This window comes from Methylobacterium sp. Leaf456 (assembly GCF_001425465.1).
Lineage (GTDB): Bacteria > Pseudomonadota > Alphaproteobacteria > Rhizobiales > Beijerinckiaceae > Methylobacterium.
This window is the reverse complement of the sequence record NZ_LMQV01000034.1, coordinates 188,289-206,653: the sequence shown is the minus strand read 5'-3', so window position 1 is coordinate 206,653 and position 18,365 is coordinate 188,289. Positions and strand designations below refer to the sequence as shown.

General features: G+C 70.2%; 20 protein-coding genes. 11 read left to right on the top strand and 9 right to left on the bottom strand.

Annotated elements, in window-relative coordinates:
- Positions 1 to 56: 56 nt before the first annotated feature.
- Both ASG52_RS16570 and ASG52_RS16565 read left to right on the top strand, forming a co-directional pair.
- A complete protein-coding gene (locus tag ASG52_RS16570) occupies positions 57 to 659 on the top strand; it encodes an LOG family protein (RefSeq protein ID WP_056245475.1) in 603 nt (200 codons plus the stop codon).
- 7 nt (positions 660 to 666) lie between these two features.
- The gene (locus ASG52_RS16565; RefSeq protein WP_056245472.1) at positions 667 to 1,452 is read left to right on the top strand and encodes a class I SAM-dependent methyltransferase; all 786 of its coding nucleotides are present in this window, start codon (positions 667 to 669) and stop codon (positions 1,450 to 1,452) included.
- A 72-nt stretch (positions 1,453 to 1,524) separates the two neighbouring features.
- On the opposite strand, the gene rpsD is transcribed toward ASG52_RS16565, so the two are convergent.
- The gene (gene rpsD, locus ASG52_RS16560) at positions 1,525 to 2,142 is read right to left on the bottom strand and encodes a 30S ribosomal protein S4 (protein WP_056245468.1); all 618 of its coding nucleotides are present in this window, start codon (positions 2,140 to 2,142) and stop codon (positions 1,525 to 1,527) included.
- 493 nt (positions 2,143 to 2,635) lie between these two features.
- Between rpsD and ASG52_RS16555 the strand changes: the two genes are divergently transcribed.
- The gene (locus ASG52_RS16555) at positions 2,636 to 3,832 is read left to right on the top strand and encodes a lytic murein transglycosylase (RefSeq protein ID WP_056245465.1); all 1,197 of its coding nucleotides are present in this window, start codon (positions 2,636 to 2,638) and stop codon (positions 3,830 to 3,832) included.
- A 28-nt stretch (positions 3,833 to 3,860) separates the two neighbouring features.
- Entirely contained in the window at positions 3,861 to 4,049 is a 189-nt protein-coding gene (locus ASG52_RS16550) for a hypothetical protein (RefSeq protein ID WP_056245462.1), read from the top strand.
- An 82-nt stretch (positions 4,050 to 4,131) separates the two neighbouring features.
- Here ASG52_RS16550 and ASG52_RS16545 read toward each other — a convergent pair whose 3' ends face one another.
- From ASG52_RS16545 to ASG52_RS16530, 4 genes are all read right to left on the bottom strand, one after another.
- Entirely contained in the window at positions 4,132 to 4,470 is a 339-nt protein-coding gene (locus ASG52_RS16545; protein WP_156383999.1) for a HEPN domain-containing protein, read from the bottom strand.
- Positions 4,467 to 4,826: a nucleotidyltransferase domain-containing protein gene (locus tag ASG52_RS16540; protein WP_286159077.1), complete on the bottom strand. Its 360-nt coding sequence runs from the start codon at positions 4,824 to 4,826 to the stop codon at positions 4,467 to 4,469. Before ASG52_RS16540 ends, ASG52_RS16545 begins: the two co-directional genes overlap by 4 nt.
- A gap of 163 nt (positions 4,827 to 4,989) precedes the next feature.
- The gene (gene rplS / locus ASG52_RS16535; RefSeq protein WP_056245460.1) at positions 4,990 to 5,397 is read right to left on the bottom strand and encodes a 50S ribosomal protein L19; all 408 of its coding nucleotides are present in this window, start codon (positions 5,395 to 5,397) and stop codon (positions 4,990 to 4,992) included.
- Between the two features lie 81 nt (positions 5,398 to 5,478).
- Positions 5,479 to 6,027 (bottom strand): hypothetical protein, encoded by a 549-nt coding sequence (locus tag ASG52_RS16530; protein WP_200945623.1) that lies wholly within the window; start codon positions 6,025 to 6,027, stop codon positions 5,479 to 5,481.
- 197 nt (positions 6,028 to 6,224) lie between these two features.
- Between ASG52_RS16530 and ASG52_RS16525 the strand changes: the two genes are divergently transcribed.
- The 4 genes from ASG52_RS16525 (at position 6,225) to ASG52_RS16510 (ending at position 9,083) form a co-directional block, all read left to right on the top strand.
- Positions 6,225 to 6,794, top strand: coding sequence for a NifU family protein (locus tag ASG52_RS16525; protein WP_056245458.1), 570 nt, complete (start codon positions 6,225 to 6,227; stop codon positions 6,792 to 6,794).
- Between the two features lie 201 nt (positions 6,795 to 6,995).
- Positions 6,996 to 7,676 carry a tRNA (adenosine(37)-N6)-threonylcarbamoyltransferase complex dimerization subunit type 1 TsaB gene (gene tsaB / locus ASG52_RS16520; protein ID WP_056245455.1) on the top strand — a complete coding sequence of 227 codons (681 nt, stop codon included), beginning with the start codon at positions 6,996 to 6,998 and terminating at the stop codon, positions 7,674 to 7,676.
- Complete coding sequence (locus ASG52_RS16515) at positions 7,673 to 8,194, top strand: GNAT family N-acetyltransferase (RefSeq protein WP_056245453.1); 522 nt, start codon at positions 7,673 to 7,675, stop codon at positions 8,192 to 8,194. Before tsaB ends, ASG52_RS16515 begins: the two co-directional genes overlap by 4 nt.
- Positions 8,195 to 8,213: 19 nt before the next feature.
- Positions 8,214 to 9,083 carry a lysophospholipid acyltransferase family protein gene (locus tag ASG52_RS16510; RefSeq protein WP_056245450.1) on the top strand — a complete coding sequence of 290 codons (870 nt, stop codon included), beginning with the start codon at positions 8,214 to 8,216 and terminating at the stop codon, positions 9,081 to 9,083.
- 298 nt (positions 9,084 to 9,381) lie between these two features.
- Here the strand turns inward: ASG52_RS16510 and cysS are convergent, their stop codons facing one another.
- A complete protein-coding gene (cysS, locus tag ASG52_RS16505; RefSeq protein ID WP_056245448.1) occupies positions 9,382 to 10,770 on the bottom strand; it encodes a cysteine--tRNA ligase in 1,389 nt (462 codons plus the stop codon).
- 314 nt (positions 10,771 to 11,084) lie between these two features.
- Between cysS and ASG52_RS16500 the strand changes: the two genes are divergently transcribed.
- Positions 11,085 to 11,414, top strand: a complete 330-nt coding sequence (locus tag ASG52_RS16500; protein WP_056245445.1) for a hypothetical protein — start codon at positions 11,085 to 11,087, stop codon at positions 11,412 to 11,414.
- 151 nt (positions 11,415 to 11,565) lie between these two features.
- Positions 11,566 to 13,374, top strand: a complete 1,809-nt coding sequence (locus tag ASG52_RS16495; protein ID WP_056245442.1) for a cation:proton antiporter domain-containing protein — start codon at positions 11,566 to 11,568, stop codon at positions 13,372 to 13,374.
- Positions 13,375 to 13,377: 3 nt separating this feature from the next.
- Here the strand turns inward: ASG52_RS16495 and ASG52_RS16490 are convergent, their stop codons facing one another.
- Positions 13,378 to 13,965, bottom strand: a complete 588-nt coding sequence (locus ASG52_RS16490) for a phospholipase A2 family protein (protein WP_056245441.1) — start codon at positions 13,963 to 13,965, stop codon at positions 13,378 to 13,380.
- A gap of 128 nt (positions 13,966 to 14,093) precedes the next feature.
- Here ASG52_RS16490 and ASG52_RS16485 point away from each other — a divergent pair, with 128 nt between their 5' ends.
- Positions 14,094 to 14,348 carry a hypothetical protein gene (locus ASG52_RS16485; protein WP_056245438.1) on the top strand — a complete coding sequence of 85 codons (255 nt, stop codon included), beginning with the start codon at positions 14,094 to 14,096 and terminating at the stop codon, positions 14,346 to 14,348.
- Positions 14,349 to 14,603: 255 nt separating this feature from the next.
- On the opposite strand, the gene ASG52_RS16480 is transcribed toward ASG52_RS16485, so the two are convergent.
- Together ASG52_RS16480 and glyS are read right to left on the bottom strand one after the other, a co-directional pair.
- On the bottom strand, positions 14,604 to 15,740 hold the full coding sequence (locus ASG52_RS16480) for a helix-turn-helix transcriptional regulator (protein WP_056245435.1): 1,137 nt from the start codon (positions 15,738 to 15,740) through the stop codon (positions 14,604 to 14,606).
- A gap of 359 nt (positions 15,741 to 16,099) precedes the next feature.
- Positions 16,100 to 18,361 carry a glycine--tRNA ligase subunit beta gene (glyS, locus tag ASG52_RS16475; RefSeq protein WP_056245433.1) on the bottom strand — a complete coding sequence of 754 codons (2,262 nt, stop codon included), beginning with the start codon at positions 18,359 to 18,361 and terminating at the stop codon, positions 16,100 to 16,102.
- Between the last annotated feature and the right edge of the window lie 4 nt (positions 18,362 to 18,365).

The following is an 18,365-nucleotide window of genomic DNA, read 5'->3' as shown; positions in this document are numbered from 1 at the left end:
GATTCTCGTGATTTCTCAGCACTTTTCCGTGCGTATGACGGAGCCGGGAGCCTGTGATGGAGCGTCTCACCTCGGTCTGCGTCTATTGCGGCTCCGGCTTCGGCGGCGATCCGGCCTTCGCGGAGGCCGCGCGCACCTTGGGCCAAGCGCTCGGCCGCGAGGGCATCCGCCTCGTCTACGGCGGCGGCAATGTCGGCCTGATGGGCACCGTGGCGCAGGCGACGCTGGATGCCGGCGGCCAGGTCACCGGCATCATCCCGGACTTTCTGAAATCGCGCGAGCGGATGCTCGACGCGATCCAGGAGACCGTCGTGGTCTCCGACATGCACACCCGCAAGAAGCTGATGTTCGACCGGGCCGACGCCTTCGTGGCGCTCCCCGGCGGCATCGGCACGCTGGAGGAACTGGTCGAGCAGATGACCTGGGCGCAGCTCGGCCAGCACGCCAAGCCGATCCTGCTGCTGTCGGTCAACGGCTTCTGGGACCCGCTGATTACGCTCCTCGACCACATGCGCGGCCATGGCTTCATCCGCGAAGGGCTCGACCTCAACTACCTCGTCGGGACCGATCCGGCGGCGGCGGTGGAACAGCTGCGCGGGGCGCTGGCGAGGGCCGAGCCCGCGCCGCAATCCGACGCCCTGATCGCCAAGCGGTTCTGAGCCCGCGATGGAGGCGACCGACCAGAGGCTGTTCGGCCCACATACGGGGCTGCACTACGAACAATTCCTCGCCCGCCTGTCGCGCAACGCGGCGGTGGAGCGCTACCTCGAGATCGGCGTCGCCCGCGGCACCGTGTTCGCGCAGGTCGCCTGCCGCCACGGCATCGGGGTGGACCCGGAATTCAGCCTCGACGCCAACGTCGCGGCTAACAAGACCCGCGTCTCGCTCTATCAGGTGATGAGCGACGTGTTCTTCGAGCACCTGCGGCTGCGCCAGCAGCTCGGCGGGCGCATCGACCTCGCCTTCCTCGACGGGATGCACCTGTTCGAGTTCCTGCTGCGCGACGTGATGAACACCGAGGCGATCGCCCGGCGCGACTCGATCCTCTGCCTGCACGATTGCCTGCCGCTGGCCGAGCCGATGGCCGAGCGCGATCCGATGCAGGCGCATGCGCGCAGCCAGGGCACACCTTACGCCGACTGGTGGACCGGCGATGTCTGGAAGGTGGTGCCGATCCTGGCGAAGTACCGGCCCGACCTCACCGTGATGCTGGTCGATTGCGCGCCCACCGGCCTCGTGGTGATCACCGGGCTCGATCCGTCCTCAAAAGTGCTGAGGAAGAACTACGACGCGATCGTCCGCGCGTTCTCGGACATGCCCAACGACGCCGCCGGCATCGCCCGGATGTACGCCGCCCATCCGCTGGTCCCTGCCGAGGAGGCCCTGCGCCGGCTCGGCGGTCGGTCGTACCGGCACGGGCGCGGCGGCTTTTTGCGTAAGCTTCTCGGCTGAAGCGCCGCTTGAAACGAGAAAGGGCCGCCCCGAGGGGCGGCCCTTTCCATATCCGGACGAGGTCCGGAAAAATCAGCGCGAGTAGAACTCGACGACGAGGTTCGGTTCCATCTGGACCGGGTAGGGCACCTCGGTCAGGCCGGGGATGCGGGTCACGCGGGCGGTCATCTTGTGGTGATCGACCTCGATGTAGTCCGGCACGTCGCGCTCGGCGAGCTGCGAGGCCACGACGACGATCTCGAGCTGGCGGGAGGCTTCCTTCACCTCGATCAGGTCGCCGACCTTGACCTGGTAGCTCGGGATGTTGACCCGGCGACCGTTGACCTTGACGTGGCCGTGGTTGACGAACTGGCGCGCGGCGAACGGGGTCGCGACGAACTTCGAGCGGTAGACCACCGCGTCGAGGCGGCGCTCCAGCAGGCCGATCAGGTTCTCGCCCGAGTCGCCGCGCAGGCGGATCGCCTCGGCGTAGTAGCGACGGAACTGCTTCTCGGTGATGTTGCCGTAATAGCCCTTGAGCTTCTGCTTGGCGCGCAGCTGCGTGCCGAAGTCGCTCATCTTGCCCTTGCGGCGCTGGCCGTGCTGGCCGGGGCCGTACTCGCGGCGGTTCACGGGGCTCTTCGGGCGGCCCCAGATGTTCTGGCCCATGCGGCGATCGAGCTTGTGCTTCGCCTGGACGCGTTTGGACATTCGCTGTTCCTCTGGAACAAGACTTTCGAGGAACGCGCCCTCCTTTCCCTCAAGGCCAAAGCCGTAGCGAGGGCGACAGAGCGGACGTTGCCGCTCGCGGGTGCGCATGAAAACGACGCGGGGCCCCGCTGAGGAGCTCCGTTCGTCCGGGCCTGCTAGCCGAGAAGGGCGTTGGCGTCAAATTCTGATGGCGTTGACTCTACAAGCCGGGCCCTTCCCCGTCATTCCGGGGCCGCGGAGCGGAACCCGGAATCCACCCGTGATGCGCGGTTCTGTACGGCGTCGCGGCCAGTCGTGGATTCAGGGTTCGCCTATCGGCGCCCCGGAATGACGGGGAGGTCCTGCCCGAAAGGAATGCGCTTCCATGACGACTTGCCGCGACGATCCTCGATCCGTGAACCGTCGGGATGGAGCCATCCTCACGCTTCGTTAACCCTCGTGTCGCCTGAATCAGCCCCAAAGATTCATCCGATCCGCCGGAGACACCCCGACCATGCCGACGCCGACCCCTCGCGCCAGCCTGATCGCCCTCGCGCTCGCCGCAGGACTGTTTTCGACGTCCGCCCTGGCCGACTTCCAGTCCTGCCTCGCCGGCATCCAGGCGCAGGCGGCAGGCGCGGGTGTCTCGGCCCAGACGTTTCGGGCGGCAACCAGCGGCATTGCCTACGACGACAAGGTGATCGAGCTGTCCCAGGCCCAGCCCGAGTTCAAGACGCCGATCTGGGACTACATGTCGGCGCTGGTCGATGAGGAGCGGGTCGAGGACGGGCGCGCCGCCATGCGCCAGCACGCGCAAGCGCTGGCGAACGCCGAGGCGCGCTACGGCGTCGATCGCCACACCATCGCGGCGGTGTGGGGCGTGGAGTCGAATTTCGGCAAGAACCTCGGCAAGATGCCGCTGGTGCAGTCGCTCGCCACGCTCGCCTGCTCGGGCAACCGCCGCCGCGACTTCTTTCGCGGTGAACTCATCGCCACGCTCAAGATCATCGAGCGGGGCGACATCGAGGCCTCGCGGCTGACCGGCTCCTGGGCCGGCGCCTTCGGCCAGACCCAGTTCATGCCGACGACCTATCAGCGGCTCGCCGTCGACGGCGACGGCGACGGGCGGCGCGACGTGGTCGATTCGGTCGCCGACGCGGTGGCCTCCACGGCCAACTTCCTGCGGGTCGCCAAGTGGTCGAACGGCCAGCCCTGGGGCTACGAGGTCAAGCTGCCGCGCGGCTTCAACGTCGGCGCCGCCGGCCGCAAGAACAAGCACGCGGTCGGCCACTGGTCGTCGCTCGGCGTCACCCGTATCGACGGGCGTCCGCTGACCGGCGAGGGCCCCGCTGGCATCATCGCGCCCGCGGGCATCGACGGCCCGGCCTTCCTCGTCACGAAGAACTTCGACGCGATCTACTCCTACAATGCCGCCGAATCCTACGGGCTCGCCATCGCGGTGCTGTCCGACCGCCTGCGCGGGCGCGCCGGCGTCCAGGCCGATTGGCCGACCGACGATCCGCCGCTGTCCCGCGCCGAGCGCCGCGACCTGCAATCCCGCTTGATCGCCCGCGGCTACGATGTCGGCGAGCCGGACGGCAAGGTCGGCTCGAAGACCCGCGAGGCGATCAAGGACGTCGAGCGCCAACTCGGCATGCCGGCCACGGGACGGCCAGGCGGCAAGGTGCTGGCGGCGCTGCGGCGCGGCTGATGTTTTCCGCGGTGTGAGGAGGATTGCCATGCCGGCCGCCCGTGCGCTCCTGATCCCGGTCCTGCTGGTCCTGACAGCACCGCCGGCCCACGCCCTCGGCGCCGGCGGCCCCGCCGCCATGGCGCATGACGGCACGGCGATGCGTGAAACCGGCCGAGCCGGCATCGCCGCCCCCGCGCCGCGGATCGCCCCGGCTCCGCGGCGTCGGCCGCGCTGAAGGGCTGCGGCTCGGCCGACCGTCAGAGGTTCGGAAAGCGCCGCTTGATTTCGGCCAGGAACTGTTCGGCTTCGGCAACCGCTCAGCGCGCGTCGTCGAGCGTGAGCGGATCGCTGAGGTGATCGGCCATCAGCCGCAGCTTCTCGGCCTGATCGAGCGAGCGCCCGAGCGCGGCATCGACGTGACCGCTCAGCACGACGTTTTCACCGAAGGCGCCGATCAGCGCGCGATGGGTCTCGATGGCGCCGCCGAGATCGGGCCGGACACTCCCAAGGGCGGCGCGCGCCGCGTCGAACATCGCGTAGTAGGCACGGCTCGACGCCCCCGCCAGATCACCGCTTTCCAGAAGCAGGCCAACGCCGACCAGAGCCCGCTCCGCCCGGCCCTTGAAGATGGAGGGCGCGTCGGAGGGCGTCGTCACAGCCGTCGCCCTTCGTGTCGGATCGCGTCGATGAGAGCCGGATTGCGGAAGGCGACGCTGCGGTCGAATTCACCTTCCCAGAGCGGCAGAGCATCGATCAGAATACCGGTTTCGAGCAAGGCTTCGAACGCGATTCCGGCCATGTCCCGCGAGGCCGCGCGCCGGTCGCCCACCGATCCGGCCAACACGACGGCGAGGTCGGCGTCGCTTTCGGCCGTGTGCGTCCCCCGTGCCCGGCTTCCGAACAGGATCGCCGCGCGGATCGGGGTGCGCCCCTCGATATGCCGGAGGAAGGCGCGGATCGCCCGCTCGGTCGCGGGGTCGGGGATCGGCGGCTTTCGAGCGGGGTCGAGCACGGCGCGTCCTCGCTTCATCACGCCGATCAATGTGGCCCGCGTCTCTCGGCGTGGAAAGCGTGCCGCCGCGCACCGAGCACGAAAAAACCCGCCCCGAGCATCTCGGAGCGGGTTTCTTGGATCGGGACCACCCCCGCTTGGCGCGAGGCAAAGTCCCAAAAAATCACTCGGCGGCGGGGGCGGCCTTCTGCTTGCCAGCCTTGCCAGCCTTGTCGCCGCGGTCGCTGCGCTCGACGATGCGGGCGGACTTACCGCGACGGTCGCGCAGGTAGTAGAGCTTGGCGCGGCGAACCTTGCCGCGGCGGACCACCTTGATCGAGTCGATCATCGGGGAGTGCACGGGAAAGACGCGCTCCACGCCCTCGCCGTAGGAGATTTTGCGGACGGTGAAGTTCTCGTTGAGGCCGCCGCCGGCGCGGGCGATGCAGACGCCCTCGTAAGCCTGGACGCGGGTGCGCTCGCCTTCCTTCACGCGGACGTTGACGGTCACGGTGTCGCCCGGCTCGAAATCCGGGATGGTCTTGTTGAGACGGGCGATCTCTTCCCGCTCGAGCTGCTCGATGACGTTCATGGTAAGCTCCGGCCGTTGAGCCCGCCGCTGAAGGCGTCGGGCGTCAGGATTTCGGCATCCTGTTGTGAGTTGGGCCGCCCTCTAGCCGATGTCGGCCGGCTTGTCGATGGGCTCCATGGGGGCCGACTCCGGCGTCTCACGCAGCCAGCGGCGCATGTGCGGGAACGGCAGAGCACCGTGCGCCTGCGCCGTCGTCGCGTCGTAGGTCAGCCCCATCCATTGCAGCAGCGGCAGGCCGGGGGCGTGGCCGGAGCCGAACAGGTCGGCGAACCACACCGACGCCCCGCGATAGCCGGCTGGATGGAACACCACCGCGGGCTCGAGCCGCAGATGGGTCAGCGCTGCCCAGGACCACGCGATGGCGGCGATCTCGTCGCCCATGTTCTGGCTGATGTCGAGGCTGCGCCGCGCCCGTACTTCCGGCGTCATCACCGCGATGTGGCCGGCCTCGTGCAGCAGGTCGCCCGGATGGGTCATGCGCGCCTCGTCCACGAGGAGCCGCCCGCATTCGATGCGGATGCCCGGCACGAAGCAGCGCCCCGGCAGGTCGGCGGGCTCGACCGGAATGCCGATGCCGCCGAGGAAGGCGGCGATGCGCGCGGTTTGCGGGTCGGTGAAGGCGGGATCCATGGCGAATCGCGTCAGGGGAGCAGGCCGCCCATCCTGCAACCGCGGCCACCCGCGATCAACGCGGAGTGCGCCGCCCGTGGTTGAGAATCCGCTCCTGTCGGTCCACATGGAAGGCGGCTGCGGGAAACTCCCAAAAGAACCCGTGGCCGTTCCCGGCCGGCCTTGAACCGGCGCCAGCGGACACGAGGAATCCTTTCATGTTCATCCAGACCGAAGCCACGCCGAACCCCGCCACCCTGAAGTTCCTGCCCGGCCGCGTCGTGCTGACCGACGGCACCTTCGAGGCCCGCGACGCCGCCGGCGCCGAGCGCTCGCCGCTGGCCTCCGCCCTGTTCGCGGTGCCGGGCGTTTCCGGCGTCTATTTCGGGCACGACTTCATCTCGGTCACCAAGGCCGACGGGGTGAACGAGTGGCCGCAGGTGAAGCCCGCCGTGCTCGGCGCGATCATGGACCACTTCCAGTCCGGCCGCCCGGTGCTCGCCGAGGGCGCGGTGCTGGAAGAGGACGACACCACGGACGAGTTCTACGACGAGGCCGACCACGACACGGTCGTGACCATCAAGGACCTGCTGGAGACCCGCGTACGTCCGGCGGTGGCGGGCGACGGCGGCGACATCACCTTCCGGGGTTTTCGTGACGGTATCGTCTACCTGGAGATGAAGGGCGCCTGCTCGGGCTGCCCGTCCTCGACCGCGACCCTGCGGCAGGGCGTGCAGAACCTGTTTCGCCATTTCCTCCCCTCGGTCCGCGAGGTTCAGGCGGTCTGATCCGGCTGGCGCATCGGCAACACAGGCGCGGCTTCGTCGCGGCTTCTTGGCGGCTTGTTGGGGAGGCCGCGGGCGGACGCGCTGACGAGGCCGTGCTTTTCGGCTTAGAGTGACCCGTACGGGGCGCCGGCCGGCGCTCCGGCGGTTCATGGAAAAGCCGGCGGATGGTCCCAAAGGACTCCCGTCGGCGGGTGTGACGGTTTGCGGATCCTTGCCATCGATACGGCGCTCGACGCCTGCGCCGCCTGCATCGCCACCGATGCGAGCGACGACCTGCTGGCCGACGAGTCGATGCCGCTCGACCGCGGCCACGCCGAGGCGCTGCTGCCGCTGATCGAGCGGGTGATGGCGCGGGTGGACGGCGGCTTCGCCAGCCTGTCGCGGGTCGCCGTCACGGTCGGGCCCGGCAGCTACACCGGTTTGCGGGTCGGGCTGTCGGCGGCGCGTGCCATCGGGCTCGCCACCGGCATCCCGGTCGTCGGCGTCACCACGCTCTCGGCCTTGCTCGCGCCGCAACTGGCGCTCGACGGCGAGGCGCTGATCGCCGCCGCCATCGATGCGCGCCACGGCGCCGTCTACCTCCAGGCGATGAGCGTAGCCGAGGGCGTGGTGATCCCGCCGCGCCATGTGCCGATCCCGGAGGCCGTGGCCCTGCTCGGGCAGCGCCGCACCATCCTCACCGGCACGGGCGCCGCCGCTCTGGCCGCCGCCGCCACGGAAGCGGGCCTGTCGGTCGCGGTCGCCGCCACCGGCGCGCCGCAGATCGCCTGGGTCGCCTCGCTCGGCCTCGTCGCCGACCCGACGCAGGCCCTGCCGCGCCCCCTCTACCTTCGCGGGCCGGATGCCCGGCCGCAGGACCACGCCAGGATCGCGCGGGCATGAATCGGCCCCTCTCCCCGTTCTGGGCTCTCGATTGGTGGTCGGCGTGGTGGGACGCCTGGGGCGCCACGCCCTACATCGCCCCCCTGCGCGACGCCGGCCAAGCGCCCGCGCTCGAAGCCCTGCACGCCACCGCCTTCGCGCGGCCCTGGGCCGCCCACGAGTTCGAGCGGATGCTGTGCGAGCGCTCGACCGAGGCGCATGCCCTGCGCCGCGGCGGCTCGGTGATCGGCTTCGTGCTCTCGCGCAAAGCCGCGGACGAGGCCGAGATCCTCACCATCGTGTTGGCACCGTCCGCCCGCGGCGGCGGCAACAGCCACCGCCTGCTGCGCGAGCACATGAACGCACTGGCCCTCTCGGGCATCCGCACGGTCCATCTCGAGGTGGACGAGGGCAACGCTCCGGCGCTCAAGCTCTACACGCGGGCCGGCTTCGTGAAGATCGGCGAGCGCAAGGGCTATTACCCGCTGCCCAACGGCAGCCGGGCGACCGCGCTGACCATGAGCGCGGCGCTCGCGTGATCGGCCCGTTCTCCGCCCGATGACGCGGCCCGGCATCGGCCTGCGGCTGGCGCTCCAGGCGCTGGCCTTCGCGCTCCTCGTCGCGCCGCAAGCCTTGAGCCTGCGCTTCGGCCGCGGGCGGCTCGCCGCGCGCATCCCGGTCTGGTTCCACCGGCTGTTTCTGCGCCTGTTCTCGGTGCGGGTGACGCAAAGCGGCACGCCGCCGCCGCCCGGCGAACCGGCGCTCGTGCTGTCGAACCACGTCTCCTGGCTCGACATCGTCGCGCTGGGCTCGCTCCGCCCGCTCTCCTTCGTGGCGAAATCCGAGATCGAGGGCTGGCCGGTGATCGGCACGCTGGCCAAGCTCCAGCGCACGGTGTTCATCGAGCGGGCCAAGCGCGCGGCCACCGCCAGCGTCAACGCCACCGTCGGCGAGCGGCTGGCGGGCGGCGACCTGATTGTGCTGTTCGCGGAAGGCACCACCGGCGACGGGCTGCACCTGCTGCCGTTCCGCTCCTCGCTGGTCGGGGCCGCCCGCGCGGCGCTCGCCGCCGAGACCGGGGGGCTCGCCCGCATCCGATTGCAGCCGCTGGCGCTCTGCTACCCCCGCCGCAACGGCCTGCCGGTGACGCGCACTGAGCGGCCGGAAGTGGCGTGGTACGGCGACATGGAACTCGCGCCCCATCTCGGCCTGTTCGCGACCCGCGGCCCCATCGACGTCCACATCGCCTGGGGCCCACCGATCCCCTTCGACGCCGCCACCGACCGCAAGCGAGCCACCGCCGAAGCCGAGGCGGCGGTGCGGCGAGCCCTGCGCGAGACGCGGGGTGGGATGGGGCCCGTGCGACCCGCGCCGGTCCCGGCGCATGAAGGAGCCGACGTGTCGGCGCCCGGAATCGCGGCGGTGTAGCGACCCGTTCAGGCCTGATGCGCCTGAACGCTTCTCCCACTCCCCCCCTCATCCTGAGGTGGCGGCGCGCAGCGTCACCCTCGAAGGAGGGCTCCAGCTAGAGCATCGTCCCGAAAGGTGGTTTCCGGCTTTCGGAAAAAGACGATGCGGCACAAAAACATAGAGCATTGTCCTGGATCCCATATCTAGGACGATGCTCTAGCCTCGCGATCCGCTGGAGCCCTCCTTCGAGGCCTCCGCTTCGCTCCGGCACCTCAGGATGAGGGGGGGTGGGATGAGGGGAGCGGTGAAACCGCTTTCAGCCAGCCACCGTCCAGGTCGTCGTGCCGTCCTTGTTGTCCTTCACGCTCACGCCCATCGCGGCGAGCGCGTCCCGGACCCGGTCGGAAGCCGCCCAGTCCTTGGCGGACCGTGCCGCCTTGCGCTCGGCGATCAGCGCCTCGACCTTCGCCACATCGACGCCCGCCGCGCTGACGCGGGCGGCCTCGCGCTGCGCCTTGGTCTCCCCGAGAAAGCCCATCAGCCCGGCCGCCGCCTTGAGCGCCGGGGCGTCGGCGCCCGCGAGCCGATGCAACTCGCCCAGCGCGGCGGGCGTGTTGAGGTCGTCGCACAGGGCCTCGACCACCCGCTCCGGCATCGCCTCGGCCGGCGCGGCCTCGCCGGCCGCGTCGTACCAGCGTTCCAGCATCCGGCCGGACTCCTCTAGCCCGCGGAGCGTCCAGTCGATCGGCTGGCGGTAATGCGTCTTGAGCATGTTGAGGCGCACGACCTCGCCCGGCCAGTCGGCCAGCACCTGCCCGATGGTGATGAAGTTGCCGAGCGACTTCGACATCTTCTCCCCTTCGACCTGCAGGAAGCCGTTGTGGAGCCAGACATTGGCCATCATGTCGGTGCCGAAGCAGCAGCGGGATTGCGCCACCTCGTTCTCGTGATGTGGGAAGATCAGGTCGATGCCGCCGGCATGGATGTCGAAGGTCTCGCCCAGATGCTTCCACGACATCGCCGAGCACTCGATGTGCCAGCCGGGGCGCCCCGGTGCATCGATCCCGCAGGGGGACGGCCAGGACGGCTCGCCCGCTTTCGAGGGTTTCCACAGCACGAAATCGAGGGGCGAGCGCTTGTAGGGGGCGACCTCGACGCGGGCGCCGGCCTCCATCTCGTCGAGCGGGCGCTTCGACAGCGCGCCGTAATCCACCATGGACGGCACGTCGAACAGCACGTGGCCTTCGGCGACGTAGGCGTGTCCGGCCGCCACCAGCCCCTCGATCAGCCGGTGCATCTCGGCGATGTGGTCGGTCGCCCGCGGCTCGACGAAGCGGGGGCGCTCGCCCGCCACGTTCACGTCGTCGGCCATCAGCACGCCGAGCGCGCGGATGTCGGCGTGGAACTGCGCCAGCGTGCCGTCGGTGAGTTCGCGGATGGTGATGCCGCGCTCCAACGCGCGCGCGTTGATCTTGTCGTCCACGTCCGTGACGTTGCGGGCGTAGGTGACGTGGCCCGGCCCGTAGAGGTGGCGCAGGAGCCGGAACAGCAGGTCGAAGACGATGATCGGCCGGGCGTTGCCGATATGGGCCGCGTCGTAGACCGTCGGCCCGCAGGCATACATCCGCACATGCGCCGGATCGATCGGCTGGAAGGCCGCCTTCTCGCGGGTCAGCGTGTTGTAGAGCCGCAACATCGGGGTCATCGAAGAGGTCCCGCCGGAACCGTCCGGCCTTCGCGACGGCGGCGTGCCGTCCTCGGTTTCTCGTTGCGCCGCAGCGTGTTCGGCGGTCCCTCGGCAAGCGCCGCCACATTGCCGCCGGAGCCGCGCCGGTTCGCTGTTGCAACGCCGCGACGGTCGCCGGCCCGGGCATGAGCTAACCCAGAACCGTGAGGAATTCGAGAACGGCTCCCCCCGCGTCACGGCTCAAGCAGCCGTGACCGGTCGGCGCAAGGATTTGTTTACCGAGCCGTCCGAACACTCCGCAACCGAGCGAATCCGTTAACAGGGTCTCCACCATGCGCCGTCCGGTCGCCGTCGTCCTCGCCCTCGCCCTGGCCTCGGCCGCGCCCCAGGCGCTCGCCGGCGATCCGGCCCCGGCCCGCGCGCATGTCGAGAAGACCTTCCTGATCCCGGCCGAAGAGGGCTACGGCGTCGGCGAGTGCCTCAGCGGCGGCCCGAGCGAGTGCGGCCAGGTGGTCGCCAACGCGTGGTGCGAGTCGCAAGGCTACGCCAGCGCCGTGAACTACGGCGTCGCCGCCCAGGACGAGTACACCGGCGCGATCCCCGTCGCCCCGATCCCGGCCCCGACGGCGGCCCGCCCGCTGCGGATCACCTGCCAGGACTGATTTTTTTCGGGGTTACCGCGGGAGCACCGCGAGCCAGAGGGTGACGCCCGGCACGCACCGTATCCCCACGCCCAAACCGATGCGGACAAGGGCCGAAAAATTGCTCTAAGGAACCCGGGGGCAGGCGGCGCCCCGCGGGGACCCTTTCGCGTTGCATCACGCCACCGGACTCATCTCGATCATCGCGCTGGGGCTGGTCTGCGCCTTCGTGGGCGGCATGGCGGCGCAAAGGCTGCGGCTGCCGCCGCTGGTCGGCTACCTTGTGGCCGGGATCGCGATCGGGCCGTTCACCCCCGGCTTCGTCGGCGATCCCGAACTCGCGGCGCAGCTCGCCGAACTCGGCGTGATCCTGCTGATGTTCGGCGTTGGCCTGCATTTCTCGCTCAAAGACCTGATGGCGGTGCGGGCCATCGCGCTGCCGGGCGCGGTGGTGCAGATCGCCGCCGCCACCGCGATGGGGGCGGGGCTCGCCGCCGCCTTCGGCTGGTCGCTCGGGGCCGGCATCGTGTTCGGACTGGCGCTGTCGGTGGCCAGCACCGTCGTGCTGCTGCGGGCGCTGGAGGGCAGGGGCCTGCTCGACAGCGACAAGGGCCGCATCGCGGTCGGCTGGCTGATCGTGGAGGACCTCGCCATGGTGCTGGCGCTGGTGCTGCTGCCCGCGCTCGCGCCCTCGCTCGGCGGGGCGGCACCGAAGGGCGATCACGGCACCGACTACGGCATCGGGGTGACGCTCGCGCTGACGCTCGCCAAGGTCGGCGTGTTCATGGCCGTGATGCTGATCGGCGGGCGCCGGCTCATCCCCTACCTGCTGGGACTCGCCGCCCGCACCGGCTCGCGCGAGCTGTTCACGCTGGCGGTGCTGGCGTCTGCGGTCGGCATCGCCTTCGCCTCCTCCGATCTGTTCGGCGTGTCCTTCGCGCTCGGCGCCTTCTTCGCCGGCATGGTGCTCGCCGAATCCGACCTCAGCCATCAGGCCGCGGCCGATTCCCTGCCGTTGCAGGACGCCTTCGCGGTGCTGTTCTTCGTCTCGGTCGGGATGCTGTTCGATCCCGGCATCCTGATCCGCGAGCCGCTCTCGGTGCTGGGCGTGCTCGGCGTCATCGTCGTCGGCAAGTCGCTCGCCGCCATCGCCATCGTGCTGGCCTTCGGGCATCCGGTCGGCACCGCGCTCACCATCGCGGCGAGTCTGGCGCAGATCGGCGAGTTCTCGTTCATCCTGGCCGGGCTCGGCATCGCGCTCAAGCTGCTGCCCGAGCCCGGCCGCGACCTCATCCTCGGCGGGGCGCTCCTGTCGATCACCCTCAACCCGCTGTTCTTCGCGCTGGCCGAGCGCGCCTCCGCCTGGCTCGGCGAGCGGCCGGAGTGGCGCCGTCGGCTGGAACGCGGCCGCGCCGCCGCCCTGCCGACGAGCCTGGGCGAGCCGGGGATGCGCGGCCACGCCGTGCTTGTCGGCTACGGCCGGGTCGGCAGCGCCATCGCCAAGGCGCTCGCCGACTGGAACCTGCCCTACGTCGTGATCGAGCGCGACCGCCGGCGGGTCGAGGAGCTGCGCGCCGAGGGCGTGGCGGCCGTGTTCGGCGAGGCCGGCGCGCCCGGCATCCTGGAGGCCGCCGACATCGCCGGCGCCCACCTCCTCGTCGTCGCCACGCCCGATTCGCACCAGGGCCGCCGCCTGCTCGCCAAGGCGCGGGCGGCCAACCCCGGCATCGACAGCGTGGTCCGCACCCACAGCGACGCCGAGCGCCGCCGCCTGGAGGAGGACGGCGTCGGCCTCGTGCTCATGGCCGAGCGCGAGCTGGCCCTCGGCATGATGACCTACGCGCTGCGCAGCCTCGGCGTGCGCGAGGGCGAGGCCCGCCTGTTCGTGGACACCAGCCGCACCGAGAGCCAGGTCGCGCCCTCGACCGAGCCGGAGCAGCCCGCCCCGGAGTTGCGCCAGCGCCGGGACGAGGCGGAGTAGCCCTTACGGCTGGCGGCACTCCATCGCGGCGGCGGCCTGGGTCACGCTGAGCGCCCGGCGCCGCGTCTCCAGCGGCACCGCGGGATCGTCCGAGACGGTGGTGGCCTCGCGGCGCAGGACCGTGTCGCAGGCGCACGAGCTGTAGCCGGCGGTGCCGTAGCAGGCATCGTGGCGCATGCAGGCGGCGTCGAGGGCGTCGATCGGCGGAAAACCCTCACCGCGATTGCCCTTGCCGCAATAGTTGCCGTGAAACAGCGCGCGCCCGGTCAGCACGTTGACGAGTTCGCCCTTCGGCGGCGCGGGCGCCTCGGCGCGACCGCCCGGATTGAGTTCGTTGGCCGGCCCGCCCGCTCGCGAGCCGGACGCCCGCAGGGATTTCGGGATGCCGGAGCGCTCGTCTGGCTCGTTGAGCGCCGAGCCGGCGCGCCCGTTCGGGTCGGCGAGGTCGGGCAGCGGGGGAGGGGGGCCGGGCGGGGTGTCGTCCTCGGTCGCCGGCACCTCCTCGACGATCGCCCCGGCCGCCGGGCCTTGCGCGAAGGCCGCCGGCGACAGCGCGAGGAGTATCGATGCGAGAAGGAAGGCAGGACGCACGGCGGGTCTCCTGTGGCGGCCTCCTCAACGCGATGCTTCCTTCCCCCGTTCCGGCCAAGGATAATGCAACGCTTTGCCGGTCTCGCGACTTGTCGAACGATTCTTCCCTCTGATCGTCGGAGCCCCCCATGCCGGTTCGTCTCATGCTGTCCGCCGCCCTCCTCACCGGCCTCGCCTCGGCTGCGCTCGCCGCGCCGATGTCGCCGGAAGACAAGGCCGTGCTGCAGCAGCAATGCATGGGCGACTTCACCCTCCACTGCGCCGGCCTCCCCCCCGAGGACGGCCCCGAGGTCCAGGCCTGCTTCCAGAAGAACATGGCCAAGCTCTCGCCGGGCTGCCAGAACGCGATCCAGACCTTCAAGCAGCAGGGCAAGAAAGGCTGATTTTCCAGCCTCAGCGGATTGCCTCGGCCCCGCCTCGCGATGACGGCGTCGGAAGGCGGAGCGGGCGTTGCCGAACGCCCCTCCCATCCTACCAACCCCCCTCATCCTGAGGTGCGAAGCGAAGCGGAGCCTCGAAGGAGGGCTCTAGTAGACGCGCGATCCCTGGAGCCCTCCTTCGAGGCTGCTGCGCAGCACCTCAGGATGAGGGGGATGGATGGGAAAGCCGACCCGGCAGCCGCCGACAGGCGGCGCCCCTCACACCCCATCCAACCGCGTCACCAGCACCGCCAGCTCACTCTGTCGGCGAATCCCGAGCTTCGCATAGATCGCCTTGAGCTGCGTCCGCACCGTGCTCTCGCCGACCGCGAGCGTCCCGGCGGCCTCGCGCGGGCTCGCGCCGCGGCCGACCAGGGCGGCGACGCGGGCCTCCGCCGCGGTGAGGCCGAGCGGCTCCAGCAGCGGCTCGATGGCGCGGGCGGAAGGGGCGAGCAGGTCGCGCACCAGCAGGATCAGGCCGTTGACGCCGTTTCCGGTCCACGTGCTCGTCCAGGCGCAATCGGAGGCGCCGCCGGGCAGCGGCAGCGCCTCGACGAAGAGCGGGCGACCGCCGCCCTTGCGCCGCAGCAGGATCGAGGTCTTCCGCGGCACGCCGGGGCCGGGCAGGTACTCGGCCAGGAAGCGCCCGAGCCGGTCGCGGTCGGCGGGCTCCGCCGCCTCCGGCGTGCGGCCGGTGCGCAGGACGAGATAGCCCGCGACCAACCTCTCGGCCGCCGCGTTGACGCTGCGCACGCAGCCGGCCCGGTCGAGGGCGACGATGCCGGCCCGCATCCGGTCGAGCGCCGTGCCGAGGTCCCCCGCCCCGCGCCGCGCCTCGCCCAGAATCGTCGTCAGCTTGAACGCCCGCGTGGCGTGCGGGCCGAGCAGCCGCATCCGGTCGAGTTCGAACCCCTCGAAGACCCCGCGCGCGGCATCCCGCGGAGCGCTGAAGGACAGGCCGGTGCCGTCGATCGGATCGGTGTCGAGGCAGCCGGCGAGGTTGTCGAGGCCGTGGCCGCGGAAGAAATCCTGGATGAACGGATCGTGCCGCTTGGCGTCGGCCGGGAAATACATCTCGTCGCAGACCACCGAGCCGGCGGCGAGGCCGAGGGCGTTGGCCCGCGCGATGCGCGTGTCGAACTGCCACCAGCCGCGGGCGCCGTAATCGCGGTCGACCGCGTCCAGGCTCTCCGAGTGCAGCGTCAGCGGGGTCCGCCGCGGATCGTGCGAGACGATCAGCCCACCCCGCCCGCCGACCGCCTGCGCGATCCCATCGAGCGCCGCCGGCCACAGGGCCGGATCGAGCGCGGCGGCGTAGCACGCATCGATCAGGGCGGGCGCATCGAAGCGTGTCATTTGCCGGCAAAATCCCGTCGTATCTGTACGGAATCGCACGATTCGCGGGCGCCGTCTGTTTCCGAGGCGCAACGTCCGGTGGATGGATTTTTTTGGGAGAAAGGTTTGGGCGGCGAATAGGGTCGAGGACTGCAATCGCCAACTTATCAATTGATAGAGATGAGCGTCGCGGGGGCGACCGCGTCTCGAAGCCTTACCCTCGGCGTCTCCCACCCAATCCCCTCATCCTGAGGTGCCGCGAAGCGGCCTCGAAGGAGGGCTCCAGTGGTCGCGCGATCCCTGGAGCCCTCCTTCGAGGCTCCGCTTCGCTTCGCACCTCAGGATGAGGGGGGAGAGTGGGAGAGAGGCCGGATCGGCGCTCACCCCTCGATGCGCGAAAAGTCCGCGACTTCGCGGGTGGCGGCGCGCAGTGCGTTGAGCAGCAACAGGCGGTTCTCGCGCAGAGCCGGATCGTCGGCGTTGACCGTAACGGTCTCGAAGAACGCATCCACCGGCGCCCGCAGCCGCGACAGCGCCCGCATCGCTCCCGAAAAGTCCTCCGCCGCGACCGCCGCGGAGGCCTCGGCCCGGGCGGCGTCCAGGGCTTCGGCCAGCGACCGCTCCTCGGGCTGGCCGGCGGCCGCGCGGGCGGCGTCGGGGGCGGCGCCGTAGGCGCGGCCGTCCTTCTTCTCCTCGATGCGCAGGATGTTGGCCGCGCGCTTGTAGCCCGCGAGCAGGTTTTTTCCGTCGTCGGTGCCGAGGAACGCGCCCAACGCCTCGACCCGGCGGACCACCAGCAGGAGGTCGTCCTGGCCGGGGAGGGCGAAGACGGCGTCGATCAGGTCGTGGCGGGCGCCTTGGTCGCGGAGGTAGACCTTTAGGCGGTCGGCAAAGAAAGACAACAAAGACAGGCAGATCGTATAAACATCGTTATTGATTTTCTTTGTAAGTTCTTCACTGACATCAATGCCAGCCTTCTCCACTGCATGGTGAATGACGTCGGCCTGCGCATCGAGATCAGTGACGCCAAACTGCTTTAAGGAGTCCGAGAGCGCTTGAGCTTGGTCGTTAGAAACTTCACCAAACCTATCTAGCTGCACTTTTATGAGGGCAAGTGACGTTAGGAGGTTGAGGCGTAGTCGCAGACCCTGCTCGTTCACGAGTCGGATCACGCCCAAAGCCGCCCGCCGCAGCGCAAATGGATCCTTGCTCCCCGTCGGCTTCTCATCGATCGCCCAAAAGCCCACCAGCGTATCGAGCTTGTCGGCAAGCGCCACCGCGATCGAGACCGGATCGGTCGGCACGCGGTCGGAGGGGCCGACCGGCTTGTAATGCTCCTCGATGGCCGCGGCGACGCTTGGGTGCTCGCCCTGGAGCGCAGCGTATTTGCGGCCCATCAGACCCTGCAGTTCCGGGAATTCGCCGACCATCTCGGTGACGAGGTCGGCCTTGGCGAGCCGGGCGACGCGCTCGGCGAGCGCCGGGTCGGCGCCGACCAGCGGGGCGATTTCCTTCGCCAACGCGGCGATCCGGGCGATGCGCTCGCCCTGGGTGCCGAGCTTTTCGTGGAAGACGATGGTGTCGAGCTTCGGCAGCCGATCTTCCAGCCCCGTGGCCTTGTCGGTCTCGAAGAAGAAGCGCGCGTCCGAGAGCCGGGCGCGCACCACGCGCTCGTTGCCCGCGGTGATCGCGGCGCCGCCGTCGGAAGCCACCAGATTCGAGACCAGCAGGAAGGCCGGGGCCAGTTCCTCGGTGCCGCTCTTGCGCAGCACGAAGCATTTCTGGTTGGCGCGGATCGTCGCCCGGATGGCTTCCGCCGGAATCTCCAGGAAGCGCTCCTCGAACGAGCCCATCAGCACGACCGGCCACTCGACGAGCCCGGCGACCTCTTCGAGCAGGCCGTCATCCTCCACGAGGTCGAGGCCGCGGGCGAAGGCGAGGTCGCGGGCGTCGTGCAGGATGATGTCCTTGCGCCGATCCGTGTCGAGGATGACGTGGGCGCGTTCCAGCGCCTGGACGTAGTCGTCGAAGCGGCGCACCTCGAACGGCTCGGGCGCCAGGAAGCGGTGGCCGCGCGTCGTCGTGCCCGCCGTGATGCCGTCGACCGAGAACGGGACGATCTCGGGATTCTCGGTCTCGGGCCCGAAGGTGGCGACGATCGATTGCAGCGGGCGCACCCAGCGTAAGCTACCGGGTTGCGCCGAGGCCGCACCCCAACGCATCGATTTCGGCCAGGGAAAGTTTTTTATGATTCCGGGCAGGATTTCGGCCAGCACGTCGAGGGTCTCGCGGCCGGGCCGCTCGATCACCGCGAGGTAGAATTCGCCCTTCTTCGGATCGGTGATCGTGGTCGCCTGATCGAGGCTCGCGAGCCCCGCGCTCTTCAGGAAGCCTTGCACCGCCGCGTCCGGCGCGCCGACGCGCGGCCCGCGCCGCTCCTCGCGCACCGCCTCGCCGCGGGCCGGCAGCCCGGCCACGTGCAGCGCGAGGCGCCGCGGCGTCGCGAAGGCCTTGGCGCCCTCGTAGAGGAAGCCGCGCTCCACCAGCGCATCGGTGACGAGCTTCCTCAGATCCTCGGCCGCACGCCGCTGCATGCGCGCGGGGATTTCTTCGGAGAGGAGTTCGAGGAGAAGATCGGGCATGCGC

Bases quoted from the DNA above. Each gene is read 5' to 3' on its own strand.
- ASG52_RS16525 (WP_056245458.1), top strand. From the start codon at position 6,225: ATGTTCATCCAGACCGAAGCCACGCCGAACCCCGCCACCCTGAAGTTC.
- rpsD (WP_056245468.1), bottom strand. From the start codon at position 2,142: ATGTCCAAACGCGTCCAGGCGAAGCACAAGCTCGATCGCCGCATGGGC.
- ASG52_RS16555 (WP_056245465.1), top strand. From the start codon at position 2,636: ATGCCGACGCCGACCCCTCGCGCCAGCCTGATCGCCCTCGCGCTCGCC.
- ASG52_RS16570 (WP_056245475.1), top strand. From the start codon at position 57: ATGGAGCGTCTCACCTCGGTCTGCGTCTATTGCGGCTCCGGCTTCGGC.
- ASG52_RS16500 (WP_056245445.1), top strand. From the start codon at position 11,085: ATGCGCCGTCCGGTCGCCGTCGTCCTCGCCCTCGCCCTGGCCTCGGCC.
- ASG52_RS16510 (WP_056245450.1), top strand. From the start codon at position 8,214: ATGACGCGGCCCGGCATCGGCCTGCGGCTGGCGCTCCAGGCGCTGGCC.
- ASG52_RS16565 (WP_056245472.1), top strand. From the start codon at position 667: ATGGAGGCGACCGACCAGAGGCTGTTCGGCCCACATACGGGGCTGCAC.
- rplS (WP_056245460.1), bottom strand. From the start codon at position 5,397: ATGAACGTCATCGAGCAGCTCGAGCGGGAAGAGATCGCCCGTCTCAAC.
- ASG52_RS16530 (WP_200945623.1), bottom strand. From the start codon at position 6,027: ATGGATCCCGCCTTCACCGACCCGCAAACCGCGCGCATCGCCGCCTTC.
- cysS (WP_056245448.1), bottom strand. From the start codon at position 10,770: ATGACCCCGATGTTGCGGCTCTACAACACGCTGACCCGCGAGAAGGCG.
- ASG52_RS16485 (WP_056245438.1), top strand. From the start codon at position 14,094: ATGCCGGTTCGTCTCATGCTGTCCGCCGCCCTCCTCACCGGCCTCGCC.
- glyS (WP_056245433.1), bottom strand. From the start codon at position 18,361: ATGCCCGATCTTCTCCTCGAACTCCTCTCCGAAGAAATCCCCGCGCGC.
- ASG52_RS16550 (WP_056245462.1), top strand. From the start codon at position 3,861: ATGCCGGCCGCCCGTGCGCTCCTGATCCCGGTCCTGCTGGTCCTGACA.
- ASG52_RS16515 (WP_056245453.1), top strand. From the start codon at position 7,673: ATGAATCGGCCCCTCTCCCCGTTCTGGGCTCTCGATTGGTGGTCGGCG.
- ASG52_RS16480 (WP_056245435.1), bottom strand. From the start codon at position 15,740: ATGACACGCTTCGATGCGCCCGCCCTGATCGATGCGTGCTACGCCGCC.